The organism is Paenibacillus sp. J22P51 (genome assembly GCF_059692215.1).
Genome location: NZ_JCAUAZ010000001.1, coordinates 677,981 through 698,878 on the forward strand (window position 1 = coordinate 677,981; position 20,898 = coordinate 698,878).

Genomic DNA, 20,898 nt, shown 5'->3' on the forward strand with positions numbered 1-20,898 from the left:
TTTTATAAACAATACTTCCGAATTGCTTGATGTACGCCTTCATCATTATTAGAAGAAGTAACGGCATCTGCGGCATCTTTCACATCGTTCGGCGAGTTCTCAACTGCGATCCCTAACCCGGCAAATGCCATCATTTCTAGATCATTATAGTAATTCCCAATTGCTAGAATCTCTGGGGATTCAATCTCTAAAGAAGCAGCCAACGCCTTCAAAGCATTCCCCTTATTTGCTAATGGGCTCATCACATCGATGAACAAATCACCGCTGCGAATCATCCGCAAATGTCCGTAAAGCTTCTGCTCCTCCCAATCGCGCTGAACACGATCCAACACCTCGGGTTGTGCAAAAAGCGTAAATTTGACGATCGGCACGCCAAGCTCTGAGACCGAAGTCACGAGTTTAGGGTTGATGAGAAACTTCTTGTACATCATCTTCTCATACTCCCCTACACGTTCGATATACATATTAAATGCGGTACACACATCAAAGTGGATCCCGTCTCGGCGGGCATAGGCCAACATTGGCTCTATTTCAGATAACTCAAATGTAAACTCGTTCACCAACGACTGCCCGCGCTCATCTGCATGAACGGTTACTGCCCCATTGTGTGTGATCATCGTTCCTTCTAAGCCCAATTGCTCAAGAATAGGCAACGTACTGACAGGTGCTCTCCCCGTACAAAGCACAATATGACAGCCTTGATCATGAACCTCTTGAATGGTTTCAATCGTTTGATCCGTTAATTCGTGATCATCATTCAGAAGTGTTCCATCAACATCCAATGCGATTAATCGATAGTTCAAGGTGTTCTCTCTCCCTTGTTCGCTTTTTATCGACTAATTGTACCATAGGAGCACTTCTAGTTCATCGCTTTTACAAGAAAAAGACAGTTATCAAAGATAAACGCTCCACTCTATTGCACCCTATGTACACCGACAGACTGCAGAGCATTCCCAATGATTTCAATTGGTATATCTTCTTTTTTAACAATGCCATTGCTATATCGCATCTGAAAATGAATGATTTGTTCGCCTCGAGGTAACCCCTCCCTGAGAGATTGGAATTGGCTGTCGAATAGCTCACCACTAAACATGGTGTGATCATCTAATTGAGGTAATAACTTTTCCGAGACAAATAGGGTCTGACCGTCTAAACCAATCGTGTCGATCCAAGCGATCACTTCCTCCACTGGGGCTGGAGCACTTTGACTTTTCACTTTTAAAATTTCCCCAGAGTAAAATTGTTTGGGTATTGTCTGTGTTTGGTGTCCCTTCTGGCTATGCACAATCAACCATTGATCTGTGTAAGTCACATCAGAGCGTATGGTTAGGGGCAACACGGTAATCATTTTGATCACCGATGATGTAAGAATCCCATCATTAACCGAGAGCGTCACTTTGTATTCGCCAGGCTCAGCAAATTTTTGTGTGAAGTTAATTGTTGTAAAAGACTTCGTAAACCCATCTGGTCCTTCAATAGTCCAAAAATAAGAAAGCTCATCGCCATCCGGATCGGTTGAAGTATTTATGCTTCTCACCTCATCACCTTCCCAGACGGGTTTTGGACTCCAATTAAAATCGGCAATAGGCGCTCGATTGATGTACATCCATGTTTGCGGTGAGTAGTCGGACCAAATAAATCCATCGAATATGCGAACCCGAGCTCTTAACTTTTGTCCTGCAGGCAAATTTGTATTGACTTGCCAACTCCCTGTTGTCGAGGTCGTCCCTTGCCAGTGTTGACCCGAGTCCAAGATCATGATGTTATTAGCTTCATTCGTAATTTGAACTTGAAAATATTGAAATATTGTTCCTGGGTCTAGATCAGTCTGACTCCATTGTAAGATTGGTGTCTGTGTATTGAATAAAGTTGGTACAGCTTGAGTTCCAATAGGGAGCGTCATCGTTGCGACTGGTGGACAGTTAGTAATAAACCAACCAATGTTCGACCATGGTGACCAGTCGGTTCCATCCGAAGCCCTTACTTGTACTTGGAACTTTTGTCCCTGAGCTAGTGCTTGAGATGTAATCCATTCCTGTACGGTTGCAGAAGTTCCTTGTGGTTTTATACCACTGTCAACAACGAAATTGCCAGACTCATCTTTGATTACGACTTGGAAAGCGGCAAAGGTTGTGCCTATATCCGGATCCGTTTGATTCCAAGTAATTGTAGGTTGCAGCGTATTCACGTAACTAGGACTTGCTTGCGTCCCATTAGGGAATGTAAGCAAGACTACGGGTGGTAGATTTGGCAACGGAATCGTAATATTGATCGATTGTTCTGCCCAATCGCTCCAGGCCCCATATTCGTCTGCTACAGCAGCTCTGACGGTATATACACCTGTTTCAGTAGGTCGTGTGAGCTTTCCTAATCGGGTGACTCCACTTGGTGTTGTATAGTTATACCTGTTGTTAAATATACCTCGCGTATTTTTGTAATCCAAACCAGTATCTTCGGTTGAATAATTCGTCGAGCTAAGCCATCTGTCTGGATCATAACCAGTCTCAACCCAATTAATGGTGTGATCGGGGTTCTCTGATATTACAAACTGTTCAATGGGTACACGATGAACAACGATTGTGTGTGTAGCAGGATCAGACATTTTCTGGTACATCGCAAAGACAGGAGATGGATACTTGAATCCAGCAGGAGCAGGATCATCGGGTTCTTGGAAATCTACTTTATATAATCCCACTCTCGATAAACTTGGACTTGGCGTTTGAAGGATAACTCCGTTATACGTGTTCGTTCCAAACGGTTCCGAAGCACCATCGCCTGCATCTAAAAATTTATACGGTGAGATGTTCGTAAATGTCCACGTTGCTTTATCCGTAATAGCTGGATCATTCTCAACATCTGTATAACTTGTGTTATACGTGATAAGCATATTTACAATAGCCTGATTAGCTACTAAACGCGTATCGCTTTCGTAAATCGTTGCTTTAAAATTCTTGAATGAAACATAGGGAACCTCGGTATAAGGTCCATATTTGCCTTCGGTAAATTCGTTATCATAGGCATCAATAAGCGGAACCCCATCCATATAGACCACAATATGATTCCCGCGGACTCGGGTCTTAAGATCATAATACTGACCGATGGTTTGATCTCTTGTAATTTTCTGCAAAACGGTTGGTATGCCATTAACGATTTTTACTAAACTTAGTGAGGATGGTGTAAGTTCTGTTCGATACATATTTAGATTATCTTTGATTCTGAATGCAAATCCAGAACTTCCATAGCTATACGTATTCGTATTAAATTTAATCTTTTCGGAAACATCTCCTTCGGCCATTGTTCGTGAACTGGTAAATTGGCCATAACTAGAATAGGTAGAGGCTAGATCTGGGTCAGATGAGATAGTCAATACACGGGAACCTTTATCCCAACCATCACCTCCCCAATAACTCATGTATTCTATCTTGACTTTCCCATCTTCTGTTAAATGCATAGTACCTAAAGTAGATTGACTCGATGTATCGCCATAATTGTTGTATGGATCATCAACAGGCATTCCATTCGGATGTTTTCTAGCAATATTAACTATGAGGTTATGCGTTAGCATGTCATACACCAACACATTAGAGAAGTAATTCGCTATAATTATCTTCCCATCATCGGAAACGACCGCCTTTGGCTTTGCATACATAACAGTGGTGTAGTCATAACTAGGCTCACAATTACAGCTGTAATTATATGCAGTATATGCCTTATAATTCTTAATTTGACCAGTGTCTGTCGAGACTCCAGTCTTCATGTCATAAAATATTAAATTCCAAGAAATTTGATAAGCCATTGGACTTGAACCAACAAGTGTTTGATGTACGTAAGCGATTGTGTCATCATAGGCTCCCAAATAAAAATCTATATTATCTTGGACAGCGAAGTTCTGGTAATAGCTATCGGTTGACACAAAGCTTTTAATGACTGATCCAGTCGCATTATCTACTAGGAAATTAAAATGACGCAAATAATTCCCAACCATCGTAGATACTATCAATTTTGAATTATCTTTGGAGATAGCACTAACTATCCACATGGTACCTAGATTATTTGCATAGTCTCCGAAATCGATGTCCCATAACACTTGTCCGTTCGTATTAAACTTGACTAACCGACAAGAGTCCATGTATTCGGTGCCGCAAATTTCCTTAAAGTAATTCCCTAACCTATCTTTATTGAAAGAAGAGGGAATCTTTGTATAGCTGCCATTACCGATAACTGGAATTGAAGTGTTGTTTATTGGTGCAGGAGCCGTATACCCAGGTGGTGGTGGTATAGAACTACTAGGTGGAGCCAAGTAGAGCCCTTCACCTGAACTATATGTACCTTGTGCATATTGTGTGTTTGTAGAGTAAGGTGTTGCCTTTCGCATTAAATCATACCAAGCCCCTGTTGGGGCGTTGATTAAGTCTGTAATTCGGTAGAGATTATCTTTAAATGCGAAATTATTTACAACACTTCGATAATAAGGTTCCTGTCTTACGTAGATTTGATTTGTTGCAACATTGATCGACGTAGGACCAATGAGATCAAGTTGCGAAAAAGGATCAGTTGGCCTGTCCTCATTTAAAGCAACAGCACCAAATCCGCTAGCGCTGTTAACCCACTGATGCTTGCCAACCCTTTCGTTTTGCGTGTATGCAAATGGCACGTAAAATCCCCAATTGGTATTACCACAATTTGGACAGTAACTCTCACTTTGATTAACAGTTGAAGTAACAATGTTATTGGCTGTAAGCCCCTTGTATGGCTCGGTTGTACCACCACCAGAGGTCTCCAAAGATCCATCAATAGCATTGATATCATAATTCTTATAACCATTGGTTGATGCTAGTGTGGTTACTCCCCAAGCTGGACTCATAAGGTCTGCTGAGGTTGGAGCATCCGTTATAATATTTGCTGGTTGCGGTTGTAAACCTACAGCTGAGTAATCGACTTCTGGCATAATATTTACAACTTCGAATGGAAAATCTTTATCTGTTGACCTCTTGAGTCCAAGACCTTCTCTAATATGAATATTGACGCTGCATTTCCCGACTTGTGTAGGATTAAGAACAAATTTTCCGGCAGCATCCAGAGTGACGTCTATATACGTATCGTCACTATACGAACTGTTGTTGTTTCTATCACATATGTACTTTACGGTATGTTCAATAATGGGATCATTATCAGGAGAATACGACTGATCTGTAAAATTCATCGAAATGCCTCTGATCGCAACATTGGCATAGCTTAAACTTGCTATTGGGGCTACGTCTTCAAGCACATGTAACACGGAAACTGCTGGTTGTAGTGAAGTTAACCCACCACTATCTGTAACATCCAATTTAATATTGTAATCCCCCGCGCTCGGGTAGATTGGCAAAACAGTTCCATACCAATTGTAATTAACAATGGATCGTTTTAGAGGACTATAACTTCTTGATCCATCAATGGCAGGCGTATACGAACGCCCTTCTACTACTTTAGGTGGCAGCGTAATAATTGGCACTGGATTCGGAGGCACAACACTCATGATTGCCGAAGTTTCTGACTGATTACCGCATTTATCCGTTGCAGTTACCTTTATACTATGATTACCAAGGACGTTGGCATTGAAATTATAAGTCCATCCGTCAGGTTCGTGATTCCATAAACCGTAATCGGTTGCTAGTTGTTTTACCCAAGAGCTAGTGCTGCCTGAGAAATCCCATGTAAGAAAGTAAGGATCACCATCAGGGTCATATGGTTCGTCATGATCTCCTGGATAAATGGATGGTTTTTGAATTACTCGTAACCAAACACGATCATTTACAGCGAACATATTCTCAGGCGTAAACCCTGCAGAGTCATATGCATGGAACCAGCCCACATGTACCACTGGCGGGTTATTTGATGATGTGCAAGATGCTGGTGCAGTCACTTGAAATGTCTTCGGTCCTGCCGCTGCTTGTCCGCCACATGTAGATGTAACTTTCAGTGTGACACTGACAGAAGACCCCGTTGACATCCAACCTGGGTCTGGTGGTAGACCGCCAACATTGAATGAAAAAGCACTGGTAGAAGAATACACCTTTGAGTTTCCATTTTGAGAGACCGTATAGGCGATCTCTTGAACTCCACATCCATTTCCGCCAGTAACGGAAATCGCATCTGCTATAATGCCGTTATATGATCCGAATTCTATTGAGGGTTTTTCAATTTTGAAATTGGCAGAAATTACTTCTGTTGGAGGGGTTATTGCGCAGGTAGCTTGGGGTGTAACCATAATGGTTTTGCTGTTGTCGGAGGTTATTGTCTCACCGGATACAGTATCGATAACGATACCGATTGCGTAGGGAGAAGTTCCAGCAAAAGACTTGGTAAACGTGCCAGTCTTTTTCTCACCTGCGTTGATACCTGAGTAATTTAAGGTCTGAAACATCGCCCCGTCAACCAAGACTTTAACATTAAATGAAGTTGAAACATCCGTCCCACCTGCATTTGTAAATGAGAAGTGGAAATTTGTTGATTTGTTTGCTTCAATACATTGTCCTTCTTCATCAAGGAAAATATTGCCCAAATTAGGAGGACCAGTTGCAGTTTCATAAGTAATCCCAATATGATCTGGGTATTTATATGTCTTGGATTTTAAATTAACTGTAAAAGCAGCATAATATACCATTACTTTTGCACCAGGTAATCCCAATTGTTTCACAAAGTCAGATTCGTAGTTTAAGTCTTGGTTATAAAAAACCACAAAATGATCTGGATCTCCTGTTATACCTTCTGTTCTATTATAATTCGTTTTAGCTGCAACAGTTACACCATCAGGAACTCCTTCAGGACCTGGAACAGAGTCATTAATTATTGTTGCTGTACCTGTAATATCAGAAGTATTAACTACCGTTGAAGGTATTGGAGTTCCGCTACCAACTATCGTATAACCTTCTGTTCTATTTGCTGTTAGAGTTAAACCTGCTCCCACGCAATTTGGACTTTTGGGCATCATAGATCCATTAACGTTATCAGTGTAGTCTCGTCCTGAGTGAGTGTCACAGCCGAGTGCTCCATCTTGATACCAATCTAATGTTTTTCCCGAACTACCTGGGGAATAACGATACCACGCGAAATACCCTTGAGCAGAATCATTTGCTTTGGATTCAACAACTACAGGGATCCCTGTAAAATTTATCCCTGATGTACCCCAACTTTTTAGACCTATAGCAGAATCTATTTTCTTTACAGGTTGTGTTTCCCCATTTATGTAAAAACCTATTTCTTTGATAACTTTGCCAGCAGGTGCTGTTACAGAAAAAGGATTTGTATTTGTACTATTAGCATCGCTATATACAGCTTGAAACCCAGCTTGCGAGTTTCCCGTGTATGTCATGTCCCTTGTTTCATCTGGGGTCGCTGCATTTGCAGAAGGCCAAATAAAATCAATATATTGAATCGGTATTGTCTGGATTGTTAACAGTATTAGCATAAGTATGCTTATATGCTTTACTTTACAGCGCATTTTTTATCACCATTTTCTATTCACTATCGAGGATGTGTCGAACACAAGCTCTTCTTCGGTATCTGCAGTGCGGCGATCTTTTCAACCAATTCACGTTGTATCTCTTTCAAGAGATGCTTCAGTTGGCAGACCTTATCGGGAGTTGCGACCTATCGCAACTATAAATGATTCCCTCATGTGAACTTCCTCATTAAGTCTACTATCCTAATCTGATAACGGGTGTCCATTTTGTATTATAGATTCATTTGGTTATTTTTTGGGGATCAAGCCAAAGAAAATCTTCTTATTATAGTTTGGCGAAGGCGGTATTGCCGGAGCACTAAGAGATAACCCAGCGTGGGTATCTGTTACACTCTTATCTTTGGATATAATCATCGCAGGTATATCGCCTAATTGATTAATAAACAAATGGGTAGGAGTATTCAGTTCCCCATCTATCATCAATTGCGGATCACCATTTATAAATCCATATAGTCCATAATTTGGCTGAGGTTTCTCTTTATAGATGGATGGATCCTTGTTGTAATCAACATGCCCCTTGAAATAAAGTACATAGCTTTTCATGTATCCGTCTTTTACATATTTACTAGTTTTTACGCTCATTAAATTATGCCATTTTAATTTACTAATATCTCCGAGTAGATATAAGTTTGGATCATTCGGATCTTCAAGATCGATGGCCACAATCTGATCCATGGTTCCTTTGTACAGACCATCACCAGTTTCAAGTGTAAGATTTGCAGGATTCCATTTTTCTATCTGTTCCCCACCGAATATTTGAGGCATTACCGTAAATATATTAGTGTGTTTAAGTTCTAGTTCAGCATTTCCAACTGCATATTTATCAACTTCAAGCGTCCCGCCTTGATTCAGTTTAAGTATACGCTCAATTATAGTCACTGACTGAGCACGTGTAGTCGAGTTATCTGGTTCTAAGGCCCCATTTGCCATACCTTGGATAAGTCCCTTTTGTGTGGCGTTATACATAACTGAATCATTATCCATTTGGATTGCTTTATTCTGAAGAGACGCATCAGTGGCACGTAGTGCAATACGAGACATTTCTAAACGGGAAATTGGTTCATTTACTTTATCTAAAGAGAAATCCGATTCTCTAAGGATGCCTTTGTTTAGGGCAGCAGTTACATAGGGAGATGACCAATCCGATCCTGATGAAACACTTTTTACAGGCTCTTTTATCGCGGTTATGACCATTTTGACAAATTCAGCGCGAGAAACATTATTCTCTGGCCTAAATGTGAAGTCCTCATATCCATCAACATATCCTTTTTTAACGGCACCTTCTATTGCAGACTTAGCCCAATGATCAGAAACGTCGTTTAATTTCATCGCTGTAACCGCGCTCGGAGTTGGTAACGGTGAATCAGCAGCAGAAGTTGAGGACTGGCAAGCGGTGAATAAAAATACAGTTGAAAGTAGAATAAAAGATTTTTTCAAAATAAATCTCCCCTTTTTAAAAATGCATATAAATACCTCTCTTAATAGTTACCCTTTAATGCTAAAATCCAATTATTGGTAGTATCCCATTTCACATTTGTAAATGTCTACCTATTTACACTAAAAACAGCAAAAACCACCCAAACATCGCTCTCAAAGAGCAATACCTGGGCGGTTCTTCCGCTCACATCTATAAACTAATTATTAAAATACCATATTCTAGTATTTTTGCATATCGTTATTTTTGGAATTCATGTGCACTACGTAATAATTGTAGTTCATCCGCACTCAATTCTCTCACTTGACCCAAGTCCAAATCAGGATCCAGCGCAAGTGGGCCCATTGAAATTCTTTTCAGAAAGACAACTTGCTTGCCAACGGCTTGAAACATTCGTTTCACCTGATGGAACTTACCTTCCATAATGGTTAATTCAATTTCGGATGGGATTCCAGAGGCTTCATTTCCTGTTTTTAAAATCTGTAATATCCCTGGCTGCGTCTCGTATCCATCGTCCAAAGTAACCCCTTGGGCAAATGCTTCGCGATCCGCCTCGGTAACCTCCCACTCGACTTTGGCGAAGTAGGTTTTGGGGACATGCTTGCGCGGGGAGAGCAGGTTATGGGCTAGTTTACCGTCATTGGTAAGCAAAAGAAAGCCCTCTGTGTCCTTATCTAATCGTCCCACAGGGAACACTTCGAACGGTGCATAGGCCTCGTCCAAAAGATCAACAACCGTGCGGTCCCGATTATCTTCGGTTGCCGAAACAACCCCCTGTGGTTTGTTCATCATGAGATAAACAAACTCACGGTAAGTGACTACTTCACCGTTCACTGTAATGTTGTCAGATTCCGGATTCACTTGCATACCGCTGTCTTTTACTTTTACACCGTTTACATAGATGGCGCCTTCTTTGGCGAGGCGCTTAAGTTCAGAACGTGTGCCAACGCCAACATGGGCGAGTATTTTATCGAGTCGTTGTGTTTGTTTCATGACCGTTAGGTCCACCTCCAACCTGGCGGATATTCATTTTTCAGCATCCCGTCGAGCCACTTGCCCCAGCCGACGGGATGGTCGTCAATGCAGACCAGGCAGTAGCCTTTGGCTGCCTTGGTCTCTTCCGGATCGCGGAGTATCTCGCTCTCCGCGACTTCGAGCGTCTCGCCCTTCAGGTACCGAAGGGCTCGCTCGTCGCTCGAAGCCAAGCTCAGCGCTCGCTTGGCTTCGCGCAAACGCAGTCCCATGGCTAGCGCATGGGACGGTTCGAATCGGCCGCGGTGCAGCGCGCCGATGTACCAGCCTGGCCGCACGACTTTCAGTCCGTGCAGCTCGGGCAAGCCCGCCGGCGAAGCATACGCGTGCTCGCCGTAACAGACAAGCCGCCTCTGGGCGAAAGGCTCGCTGCGCAGCAGCTCACCGGAGAACGCCTCCAGCGGCTCCAAGCTCACCCCCGTGCTAGGCGGTGCCTCAGCACGGCCCTTCCCGCGTAGCGCCTGACGGCCGCTACGCTTTCCAGCTGCCGCCACAAAGTCGGCAGCCCCCGCCTTTGCACCTGCTCTTTCCCCTGCATCCACACCCGCACTTCCCCCAACACTCAACCCCAAAACCGCAACAAAATGCCCCTCACCCCGCAACCGATGCGGCCATAACCTCGCCGTCCCCGCCACCGCAGCCTTTGCCCTTGAACTATATGCATCAGTCTCACACCAAGGTTCCCGCAACCAATCCGGCCTACCTGGACTGAATCCATCAATAGGCACGACTTCAAAAGCAGGATGCTTGTCCAAAAACTCCGCAATCTGCGCCTCATTTTCCTCCGGCGAGAATGTACACGTCGAGTACACGATTCTGCCTCCTGGGGCTAACATAACCGCGGCTTGTCCCAGCAATTCCCGCTGCATAGCGGCAAACTCCTGAACAGAATGTCGCTCCCACTGTCCCATCATTTCTTCTTCCTTGCGGAACATCCCTTCACCCGAGCAAGGCGCATCAATTAATATTTTATCAAAATAGCCCTCGAACACGGCCAACATGCGTTCTGGCTTTTCATTCAAAACAACGGCATTTCTTACACCGAGCAGTTCGAGATTTTTAACCAAAGCTTTGACCCGATCTGAATGGATATCGTTCACTACGAGCACACCTTCGCCTTGCAGCTTCGCGGCAATTTGCGTCGATTTCCCCCCAGGCGCTGCGCATAAATCAAGAACGCGCTCCCCTGGTTTTACTCCTAGCAGCTCCACTGGTGCCATCGCACTCGGCTCTTGAATGTAGTAAAGCCCAGCATGGTAATAGGGATGTTTGCCTGGACGTTCACCTTCTTGATAATAAAACCCCTCAGGCACCCATGGTATTTGACTAAGGTTGAAAGGGCTCATCTCAATGAAATCAGCGCGCTCCACCTTCCCTGTATTTAGCCTTAATCCGAATACTCGTGGTTCCTCATAGGAAGCAAGAAATTGCTCAAATTCCTCTTCACCCAGTAAATCAATCATTTTCTCCCTAAAAAGGGGAGGTAGCTGCTTCGCCATTCGACATCTTCGCTTTCTATATATAATCCTTATGATCAGGCGGTTATGTAATTCAATTTAACGGTATTATAGCTGAGTTGTCACGAAACAGCCAATTTTTTTACGAAATCCTACAGGATATGCTATACTTTTTATAGAAGATAGTAGAAAGTAGACATAATAAAGAGGTGCATGCATGAAGAAGCTGCTTATTTATTTAGGCATTGTAGTCATTCTTTTCGGTGGGTTATACTTCGTAAATCAGCAATCTACCAAATCTTCGGATAAAGCGAATGCAGGTAATCCCTACGGTGTTGCCGCATCCAAGTTAAATCCAGAGACTGTGAAACAGTTAAACGACCCCAACTATCAGAACTTGATTTTACCAAAAGATTTGGATGCAAGATTGAAGAACAAAGAAACATTCTTCCAGTACTTTTATGCATCAACTTGCCCACATTGCAAAGTAACAACACCAGTTCTAGTTCCCATACAGAAAGAACTCGGTATCGACGTTAAGCAGTTTAATTTGGAAGAGTTCAAAGACGGTTGGCAGAAGTACGGGATTGAATCAACTCCAACCCTTGTATATTACAAAAATGGTGTAAAAGTTGACAGCATTGTTGGCGGAGTTCCAGAAGCTGGATCTACAGTCGGCAATACCCCAGAAGTATTCAAAGCCTTTTTCCAAAAATATAAAGGTTAATGTAGTTAATTAATCTCAGCCACAAAAGGACTTCTTCACCATTTGGTGAGAAGTCCTTTTTTCATATCAATCGTGATCATCACTACGCGGTGGATCCAACCTCAACTCATCCAGAAGATCCATAAGCTCTTGATCAAGAATCGTGATGTCCAAATCATAAGGGAGAAACGGCTCCTCTTTCAATCTCAGAAGCTTCTCCAAATATACCTGACTGTCCTTCACTAAGAGACCAAGATCAATACCTAGCACTTGTTCAGGGTAAGGAGACAGCTTATCTAATCCCGCGCTAAACAGTTTGATTGAACCGCTCGCATTTCCATTCGAATGATGATAAAGGCCTACTGCAAGTTGCAGCAGGCCTTGATATAGCGGATTTCGGCCTTCTTCCAGCCAAAGTTCCTCCATGACCTCATGACATTCGAAATAATCTCGCTGATCGTTAAAATAGTACAGAAAAGCGACATACAATCGGTCATATTCGCTCATAGATTAGCTATTATCTCCTTTTTTGGCCCTTGCAATGGCAGCCTCAATATCGGCAGATAAATCACTGAGCCCTTCTTCCGTCTCCCAAATTTCGTTGAAGCGCAATTGAAATTGGGCGGCTTCTCGTACACGATGATAGAAATATAATTCTTGTATATTGCTCAGAACACGGTTGATTAGATTTGAATTATCTTCAAACATCCGTTGGGAGGCCATAATCTCGCCTCGAATACTAGACATTTCCTGATCCAATAGATAAGCCGCCTCTGCTGCTTTACTCAATCTTGCCCGAACCTCAACAGGTAATTGCTCTTTATATTTATAATTCAAAGAATGCTCAATCGTCGCCCAGAAATTCATAGCCAGCGTCCGGATCTGCACTTCTGCGAGAATTTTCTTCATGCCTAATCCGGTTTGAACGGGATACTCAATAATTATATGAAAGCTTCGATAACCGCTTGGCTTTTTATTCGTAATATAATCCTTCTCGTAGACAACACTCATATCTTGTCTGCTGCGGATGAGTTCAGCAAGTGTTTCGGTATCTTCTACGAATTGGCACATAATACGAATACCGGCGATATCTTCAATGCCTGACTCTAACTGATCCATAGGTACGCTCAAACGCTTCGCTTTCTCCAGCACGCTTGATATTTTCTTGACACGTCCCGTTACAAATTCAATCGGTGCGTACTCTTCACGACTTTTGAGCTCGCCACGTAATGTTTTGAACTTTACTTTCAACTCTTCCACTGCTTGCTCATAAGGCAGTAGAAATTTCTTCCAGTCTCGTCCATCCATCCATGTATCCTCCATCCAGAATGAAGTTAGTGCGAATCTACCCCTATTGCCTGGGAAATATGTGTGAAGCCATCTTTCTTCAGCAACTCTTGAAGCCCTTTATTTATGCGACCTAACAGACCCGGTCCCTCGTAAATTAATGCCGTATATACCTCAACAAGGCTTGCCCCGGCACGGATTTTGTCATATGCATCCTGCGCGGTAAAAATCCCACCAGCCCCAATAATCGGCAGCTTGCCCTCCGTCAATTGATATACACGTCGAATGACATCCGTTGAGCGTTGTGTTAATGGTAACCCACTCAGACCACCCGCTTGCTCGCGATTGGCGTGACGTAGGCCTTCTCTGCTCAATGTGGTATTCGTTGCGATGATTCCTGAAATACCGCTTTCCTTAATGATCTGCACGGTAAGAACAAGCTCATCGTCCGACAGATCTGGGGCTATTTTGACAAGCACCGGTTTCGCGGCACCGCCATGCTTCTTGTGCTGCACTTGCATTTCATCTCGCACTGTAGACAACAAGCGTTTCAAATCATCACCATGTTGTAAATTACGCAAATCAGGTGTATTTGGTGAGCTTATGTTGACAACAAAGAAATCACCGTATGTATATAACGCTCCAATACAAGCCCGATAATCTTCCTCGGCCTGCTCGTTTGGCGTTGATTTATTTTTACCTATGTTTACGGCTACTGGAATCGCACGTTTACCTGTTTTCTCCAGGTTGTGTGCCATCTCAGCTGTACCTACATTGTTAAAACCCATTCGATTAATGAGTGCTTTGTCCTCAGGAAGACGAAACAAGCGTGGCAATTCATTTCCTGGCTGTGGCTTAGGCGTAATCGTACCCACTTCCATAAAACCAAAGCCTAACTGTGTAAATCCTTTTACTGCTTTCGCATTTTTATCAAGCCCTGCAGCAAGGCCTACTGGATTACCAAAGTGTAATCCCCATAATTCCTGTGTTAATTCCGGTGCATCTGGCACCCCATACATGGATTTCAGTAATTGCTTTCCACCTGGTAAATTCCCTACAACACTCAGGCCGTCAATCGTCAAATGATGCGCTTTTTCCGGATCCATTCGGAACAAAAAGGGCTTGGCTAACTTCTTATACAGCATGTCCTATGCACTCCGTTCTCTAAGTACTCTAACAGTCAGTTTAGCTGACAATGTAGAAATATGCAATCCACTCGAGGTCTTTAACCTCGTATTCACACAAAAAATCCCTGCTCCACAAAGGTTGCAAGGGAATACTTCAAGCTTATTTATTTCTGCCTACACTTCGGTACGTTGCAGCAAGCGTTCCAAATGCATCGTTAAGTATCCAGTCTCATCGTCAGGTACTTCTAATTGTAATGCGTCACTCAGCATTAACGACAAAACCTTAGCTTTCACATACGTATCGCCGTACTCTTCTTTAATTTTGGAAAGGAGTGAATTTTGAAGTGTTTTCTTTTGCTTGACCCGTTCAATTACCCCTTTTAAGTGGCTGATAAAACGAAGCGTTGAGAATGAATCATCGAAGTTAAAACCCAGCTCCTTCGCTGACTCAATCGTTTGAGAAACCACTCTAACCACCGCGAGAGAATCAGAAGCTTGCTCTTTCTTACGCGCACTGTTGAAATGCATTGTCAAGAAGGCAACCTCATCTTCCGGTAATTTCACATCCAGATGCTCATTTAGGAATTCAACGGCTTTCTTCGCGACCTTATATTCCTCGGGATACATGTAACCAATTTCATAGGCAAATGGGTTCGTAATGAAAATCCCACGTTTCTGCCGCTCAACAGCAAAGTTAATATGATCTACGAGCGATGCATGGATCGTTTCCGAGAAATCCCCCTCCAGCATACTTTGCGCGTAAGCAATAACTTCCTCGGTAATTCCGATAATTTTCACGTCAACGGCATTGAGAATTTGTTCATAGTTTTTCAACACTTCGGATGTATGTAGCAAGAACTCTTGTGTAATTTCACCTTCATTAATCATCATGCCCGGCGTTTTCTTGAATCCAATTCCCTTTCCAAATGCGATGGAATTTTTCCCTGAGCTCAAATGCGCCATCACGACGTTATGGGATAGAACATGTATGATCGTCCGATCAATCATAAGACACCTCCGCGTTCTTAGGCTTGTCCTGATTATTTCTCTTTTGTACCTAGCAAAGGTTTAATGCTTTCACGAATTTGTTCCGACTCCGTCCCAAAAACAACATGTACATTGCCTTTTCCTAGCCGGATAACACCAATGGCACCAAGTTCCTTCAACTCTCCATCTTTGACGAGGAACTCTTCTTTCACAAGTAATCTCAGTCGTGTAATACATGCATCAATGGATATAATATTAGAAGCTCCGCCGATATACTTGAGAATGCTTGAAGGTCGATCTTCTTTTATCGTATTGTTAACCTCAGTTTCTACTGTTTCCGATTGTTCAACATCGTCCTTACTAGAAACTTTCATTGGGAAGAAATGTAGATACGCGCGGAAGGTTACAAAATATAAAATAAAGTACCCTGCACCGATAAGAAGTATCCAAAATGGATTCGTAGCCAAATGCCAGTTTAATACGAAATCAATAAATCCAGCCGAAAAGCCAAATCCCATTTTGACTTGTAGGATATTCATGATCAGCATCGAAAAGCCGGTTAATACGGCATGAATAATATAAAGTCCAGGGGCTACAAACATAAATGCGAATTCAATTGGTTCTGTAATTCCGGTTAGGAAACTTGTCAGTGCTGCGCTTAGCATCACAGGTGCTACAAATTTCCTTGTGGTTGAAGAGCTGCTGCGAACAACGGCAAGGGCAGCTGCTGGCAGACCGAACATGATCACAGGATAAAACCCTGTCATAAACATCCCGGCTGATAAATCCCCAGCGAAGAATCGCGTGATATCCCCATGTACCACTTTGCCTGCAGGTGTGACGAAATCTCCAATTTGAAACCAAGCGATATTATTAATGACATGATGAAGCCCTGTTGGAATAAGCAGGCGATTCATCACCCCGTAAATGAAAACTCCGATGTTTCCGTTGTCGACAATCCACATCCCGATAACACTGATCCCTCGCTGCACAGGAGGCCATATAAACCCAATCAATACACCAAGGAACACCATAACTAACGATGTAACGAGTGGAACAAATCGCTTTCCACCGAAAAATCCAAGCGCCTTCGGCAATCGGATATGTTGAAATCGATTGAAGAAAGTGGCTGAAAGCATCCCTACCAGCATGCCTCCAAGTACGCCCGTATCCAGTGGATCTGATCCACCTGAACCGGCTTGGAAATGTTTAAGTACATTGTCAAAAACCAAATAACCTACTGCAGCAGCTAGCGCTGCAATGCCATCCCCTGATGTAAGCCCAATGGCAATGCCAATGGCAAATATAAGAGGCAAATTATCAAAAATGGCACTTCCTCCAAGTTCAAATATCTGAGCTACATGAACGAGGAAAGGATCATTAAACGACATTTTACCAATTCGAAGAAGTATGGATGCTGCCGGCAGCACCGCAATAGGGATCATTAATGATCTCCCCATCTTCTGAAATGCGTACATTACACTCATCTGATTCACCTATAGCCCACAAGTTTGGCCGTTCCTTGTTTGCTTTTACCTATCCCCATTATATTAGAAAGAACACCCCCCCGAAAGGATAAATTCCTCTTGGTTAAGGTGTTTTTTCTATGCATTTCCATATACAGTTATTTCACAGCTCCAGCCGTAATACCAGTTGCAATTTGGCGTTGATATATAATATACACGATCAAAGTTGGTAATGTTGTGATCAGTAATCCCGCGAACAATGGACCCCACTCAACACGATATTGCATTTCAGCTTGCATGACAGCCAAACCAATCGGCAGTGTATACTTCGTAGGTTCGTTCGTTAGAACAACCCCAAGGAAGTATTCATTCCAGTTGTTCAGCATGTTCGTAATCATAACCGTGATTAGACCTGGCTGTGACAATGGTAACATAACACGGAAGAACGTGCCATAGTGAGAAGTTCCATCAATAATCGCAGCTTCTTCAATTTCTTTAGGAAGCGACTTGTAGAAGCCAACTAACAAAAAGATTCCGAAAGGCAAGTTGAGTGCCGCGTAGACAAGTATTAATCCCAACCATGTATTGATGAGATGCAGATCATTCAACAAGAAGAATAATGGAATTAAGGCAAGCGCAAATGGAATCATCATGGAGGAGACATAGATCGAAAAGATAATTTTATTACCTTTAAAATCATATCTCGCCAAAATATATGCGGTCATCGCGGCAAGAATCATCCCGAGCAACGTACTTCCTACCGTAACCACAATAGAGTTTAGGAAGTATGTACTGAAATTGTATTTACTCCATACGTAGGAGAAATTCGACCATAGTAATGGGAATTTAGGCAATGCCCATGGGGCATTTAAGAAGAATTGTTCATTATTTTTGAGCGCATCGAGCAGTGTCCACATAAGGGGATAAAGCACGGCAACACTCCATATGATTAGAATGATCCAAACTAGCATTTTAGCTAATGGATTTTTGATAGTCATACGACGGTTCCCTCCTTCAGTATCTTTGTCTATGATGACTTTAAGACATTTCGATTGACTCTTGGCGCATTATACGTTGCAAGATAAGTGTTGTAATAAGTGACACGATGAGAATCATGACACCAATGGCAGCTCCATAACCGAAATGATACTGTTGAAAAGCCATCCGATACAGATAAGAACCCATAACTTGCGTTGTGTTATCCGGTTGTCCGCCGTTAGTCATTAACTGAACAATAACGAAGGATCCGTTGAGTGTAGTAATTACGATGTTAACAATGGAAACCTTAATCTGCTCCCAAATGAGTGGCATGGTGATATGGCGGAATTGCGACCATTGACCGGCCCCGTCTATATTAGCTGCCTCATAGTAGGAAGCAGGAATATTCACGATTGCAGCAATCATGAGGATCATGTAGAAGCCGATACCAGCCCAAATTGTAGGTGGTAGTAGCATCCAGATCGTATGCTGTGGAAATCCTAACCAAGTAATATCAACTTTTTTCTCGGTAAAAAGAGACAGAAATGCATTCAAGAAACCGATTTGCGGATTGTAAATGAAATTCCAAAGCACGCCGATAACAACGACCGAAATGACATTCGGGATAAAGAAGATGGCCCGGAAGAAACCTGAACCCTTCAAATTAAATCTCGTTAAGGCTACGGCGAAGAAAGTCGCCAGGATCATAATCCCAATTACTTTACCTACAACTAGGAAGTAGTCATTGCCAATTGCTCTTAGTATTATCGGATCTTTGAAAAGTTCAACGTAATTGTCAAACCCAATAAACTCGCTATTTTCAGACATTCCTGACCAATCATAGAACGACTTCTGTAAAGCCTGTATAACGGGGTAAATCGTAAATACGCAGAAGAATAGAAAAGTCGGAATGATGAATGAAGCGATGAACAAATTCCGTTTCAGTTTTTTCGCGTTGGTCTTCATTCTATCGTCACCGTCCTATTATTAAAATGGCGGAGAACGCCAAAGGCAACTTTGCCTATGATGTTCTCCGCACTGCTTCATTCAGTTCCTATTTCTTTTGTTTAGCAACAACTTCAGTTACACGTGTAACCCATTGTTCTGGTGTAATTGTTCCGATTGTCAAAGCAACTGTCGCATCTTGCATGGCTTTATCAACGTCAGCAGCGAAGGAAACCGTTGGTACAACTACAGTGTCAGGGGAAGACAAGAATTTCGCAGCATCCTTAACGAAGTTAGGAGCTTTGGAAGAAGAAATGTCACCTTTAACGTTGGAAGGAGCGCCACTTAGCTCAGCCCATTGGGAAGCTTGTTTTTTGGAGAATACGAATTGCATGAATGCTTTAGCAGCATCTTTGTTTTTCGCTTTTTTCGGAATAGCGAAAGTAGCTGTGGACGTGTTAGCTACAACTTTTCCACCTTTATCTTGCGTGATGGATGGAATGAATCCGAAGTCAAAGCCGCCTGGAACGTCTTTCGCCATTTCGTTTGGTAACCATAGACCGTTCGGGATGAATGCATCTTTGTGTTGAAGGAACAAGGATTGGGAATCCGTGTGGTTGATTTGTACGGATGCTTTGTCGATGTAGCCTTTATCACGCATTTGAACGATTTTGTTCAGACCTTTGATAATTGCTGGGTTTTTCCAAGCCTCAAGATTGTTTGTGGACATATCTTGCAGCAATTTGTAGTCATTATTGTTTGCAGAAACGATAGCTGGATAAAGCACTCCACCATTAATGTAGTATGGATATTTACCAGTGTGGATGAAAGGATTAATGCCAGCACCTTTAATTTTCTCACTTACAGCTAGGAATTCTTCGAAGTCTTTTGGCTCAGCCCATCCTTTTTCTTTGAACAGGGCTTTATCGTAGAAAATACCCCATGCGCTCATTACGAAAGGAATGTTATACATTTTGCCATCAAATTCTTGTGGTTTTTGTGCAAGCAAATCTATGATTTTCTCGCCATCAACGTTTTTAGCGTCTTTGAGCCAGTCTGTCAAATCATCTAGTTGGCCATCAGTAACCAATTGACGGTCGAACAATTCAGGTCCATCGATGTATACGAAATCAGGTGGGTTACCTGCGATCCAACGGGGTTTCATTTGCTCGTTGATTTTCGGCCCCGCACTTTCTTTAATTTTCAAATCAGGGTTTGCTGCTTGGAAGTCAGCAATAGCTGTTTTCCACCATTTGTCGCCATATCCGCCGACGAAGTATTGAATTTCAAAATCACCAGTTAGTTTTTTCGCTGCCGCTGCAGTCGGAGCTGCAGAAGCTGCTGCAGTTGGAGCCACAGACGCAGCTGGTTTTGTTGTTTCAGTTGGAGTTGCTTTGCCACAACCTGCTGCTACGAGTACCATTGATGCTGCTAAGCCCATCGTTGACCATTTCTTCATGTCCATGTGATCATCTTCTCCCTTTTTTAATTCATCTAGTTATTTATTGGTGAAGCGTGTACCCGATAGTTTAACTTGCCAATAGTTGCGCTACCAACCCCTTTCATAATTCATAAATTGGCAAAATAAAAAGGGCATAGTTATAGAAGAAGACTTGCATTTCTTCTAATAACTAATGCCCTTGCGGTAACATGTTATTAAAACTGACATATTCAATTATTTTAGGTATTCTGTGTGATTAAATCTTACAATAAAATGACATGTACGTCAATACTTCTTTTTTTAAAAAAATCGCTCATTTTTTCTTATTCGTTGAATGCGCTTACTTATGATATGATAGAATCATCTCGTTTAATCCTAATGGAAAAGGTGATTCTTATGGCCAAACGCAAACCAGTAGCCGCTTCTCGCAAACAAAAAAATGAAGTGAATATGAAAGCCATCTACTGGACAGGATCGATTTTCTTAGTTGTTATCCTCTTAATGACTTTACTGCTCATTTTGAACAAATGATT

Annotated in this window: 15 protein-coding genes; 2 read left to right on the forward strand and 13 right to left on the reverse strand. The window is 42.4% G+C overall.

Going from position 1 to position 20,898, the window contains the following annotated elements; all coding sequences use genetic code 11:
• Positions 1 to 2: 2 nt before the first annotated feature.
• The 5 genes from AC58QC_RS02470 to AC58QC_RS02490 form a co-directional block, all read right to left on the reverse strand.
• On the reverse strand, positions 3 to 803 hold the full coding sequence (locus AC58QC_RS02470; protein ID WP_497413625.1) for a Cof-type HAD-IIB family hydrolase: 801 nt from the start codon (positions 801 to 803) through the stop codon (positions 3 to 5).
• A 110-nt stretch (positions 804 to 913) separates the two neighbouring features.
• Entirely contained in the window at positions 914 to 7,483 is a 6,570-nt protein-coding gene (locus tag AC58QC_RS02475; RefSeq protein ID WP_497413626.1) for a PKD domain-containing protein, read from the reverse strand.
• Between the two features lie 249 nt (positions 7,484 to 7,732).
• Positions 7,733 to 8,941 (reverse strand): S-layer homology domain-containing protein, encoded by a 1,209-nt coding sequence (locus AC58QC_RS02480; protein WP_497413627.1) that lies wholly within the window; start codon positions 8,939 to 8,941, stop codon positions 7,733 to 7,735.
• 238 nt (positions 8,942 to 9,179) lie between these two features.
• Positions 9,180 to 9,932 carry a pseudouridine synthase gene (locus AC58QC_RS02485; RefSeq protein WP_497413628.1) on the reverse strand — a complete coding sequence of 251 codons (753 nt, stop codon included), beginning with the start codon at positions 9,930 to 9,932 and terminating at the stop codon, positions 9,180 to 9,182.
• 5 nt (positions 9,933 to 9,937) lie between these two features.
• Positions 9,938 to 11,470 carry an RsmB/NOP family class I SAM-dependent RNA methyltransferase gene (locus tag AC58QC_RS02490; RefSeq protein ID WP_497413629.1) on the reverse strand — a complete coding sequence of 511 codons (1,533 nt, stop codon included), beginning with the start codon at positions 11,468 to 11,470 and terminating at the stop codon, positions 9,938 to 9,940.
• 175 nt (positions 11,471 to 11,645) lie between these two features.
• Here AC58QC_RS02490 and AC58QC_RS02495 point away from each other — a divergent pair, with 175 nt between their 5' ends.
• The gene (locus AC58QC_RS02495; RefSeq protein ID WP_497413630.1) at positions 11,646 to 12,155 is read left to right on the forward strand and encodes a thioredoxin family protein; all 510 of its coding nucleotides are present in this window, start codon (positions 11,646 to 11,648) and stop codon (positions 12,153 to 12,155) included.
• A 66-nt stretch (positions 12,156 to 12,221) separates the two neighbouring features.
• On the opposite strand, the gene AC58QC_RS02500 is transcribed toward AC58QC_RS02495, so the two are convergent.
• The 8 genes from AC58QC_RS02500 to AC58QC_RS02535 all read right to left on the reverse strand — a co-directional run bounded on the left by AC58QC_RS02500 (position 12,222) and on the right by AC58QC_RS02535 (position 20,389).
• Positions 12,222 to 12,641 (reverse strand): DUF309 domain-containing protein, encoded by a 420-nt coding sequence (locus tag AC58QC_RS02500; RefSeq protein WP_497413631.1) that lies wholly within the window; start codon positions 12,639 to 12,641, stop codon positions 12,222 to 12,224.
• Positions 12,642 to 12,644: 3 nt separating this feature from the next.
• Complete coding sequence (yjbM, locus tag AC58QC_RS02505) at positions 12,645 to 13,442, reverse strand: GTP diphosphokinase (protein ID WP_497413632.1); 798 nt, start codon at positions 13,440 to 13,442, stop codon at positions 12,645 to 12,647.
• A 26-nt stretch (positions 13,443 to 13,468) separates the two neighbouring features.
• Positions 13,469 to 14,566 (reverse strand): quinone-dependent dihydroorotate dehydrogenase, encoded by a 1,098-nt coding sequence (locus AC58QC_RS02510; protein ID WP_497413633.1) that lies wholly within the window; start codon positions 14,564 to 14,566, stop codon positions 13,469 to 13,471.
• Positions 14,567 to 14,722: 156 nt separating this feature from the next.
• Entirely contained in the window at positions 14,723 to 15,556 is an 834-nt protein-coding gene (locus tag AC58QC_RS02515) for a PRD domain-containing protein (RefSeq protein ID WP_497264883.1), read from the reverse strand.
• A gap of 32 nt (positions 15,557 to 15,588) precedes the next feature.
• Complete coding sequence (locus AC58QC_RS02520) at positions 15,589 to 17,013, reverse strand: PTS transporter subunit EIIC (RefSeq protein ID WP_497414057.1); 1,425 nt, start codon at positions 17,011 to 17,013, stop codon at positions 15,589 to 15,591.
• A 146-nt stretch (positions 17,014 to 17,159) separates the two neighbouring features.
• Positions 17,160 to 17,999 carry a carbohydrate ABC transporter permease gene (locus AC58QC_RS02525; RefSeq protein ID WP_497413634.1) on the reverse strand — a complete coding sequence of 280 codons (840 nt, stop codon included), beginning with the start codon at positions 17,997 to 17,999 and terminating at the stop codon, positions 17,160 to 17,162.
• A 40-nt stretch (positions 18,000 to 18,039) separates the two neighbouring features.
• Positions 18,040 to 18,945 (reverse strand): carbohydrate ABC transporter permease, encoded by a 906-nt coding sequence (locus AC58QC_RS02530; protein ID WP_497413635.1) that lies wholly within the window; start codon positions 18,943 to 18,945, stop codon positions 18,040 to 18,042.
• An 88-nt stretch (positions 18,946 to 19,033) separates the two neighbouring features.
• Positions 19,034 to 20,389, reverse strand: coding sequence for an ABC transporter substrate-binding protein (locus tag AC58QC_RS02535; protein WP_497413636.1), 1,356 nt, complete (start codon positions 20,387 to 20,389; stop codon positions 19,034 to 19,036).
• Between the two features lie 372 nt (positions 20,390 to 20,761).
• On the opposite strand from AC58QC_RS02535, the gene AC58QC_RS02540 reads away from it, so the two are divergent.
• The gene (locus AC58QC_RS02540) at positions 20,762 to 20,896 is read left to right on the forward strand and encodes a hypothetical protein (protein ID WP_497413637.1); all 135 of its coding nucleotides are present in this window, start codon (positions 20,762 to 20,764) and stop codon (positions 20,894 to 20,896) included.
• The last annotated feature ends 2 nt before the right edge of the window (positions 20,897 to 20,898 follow it).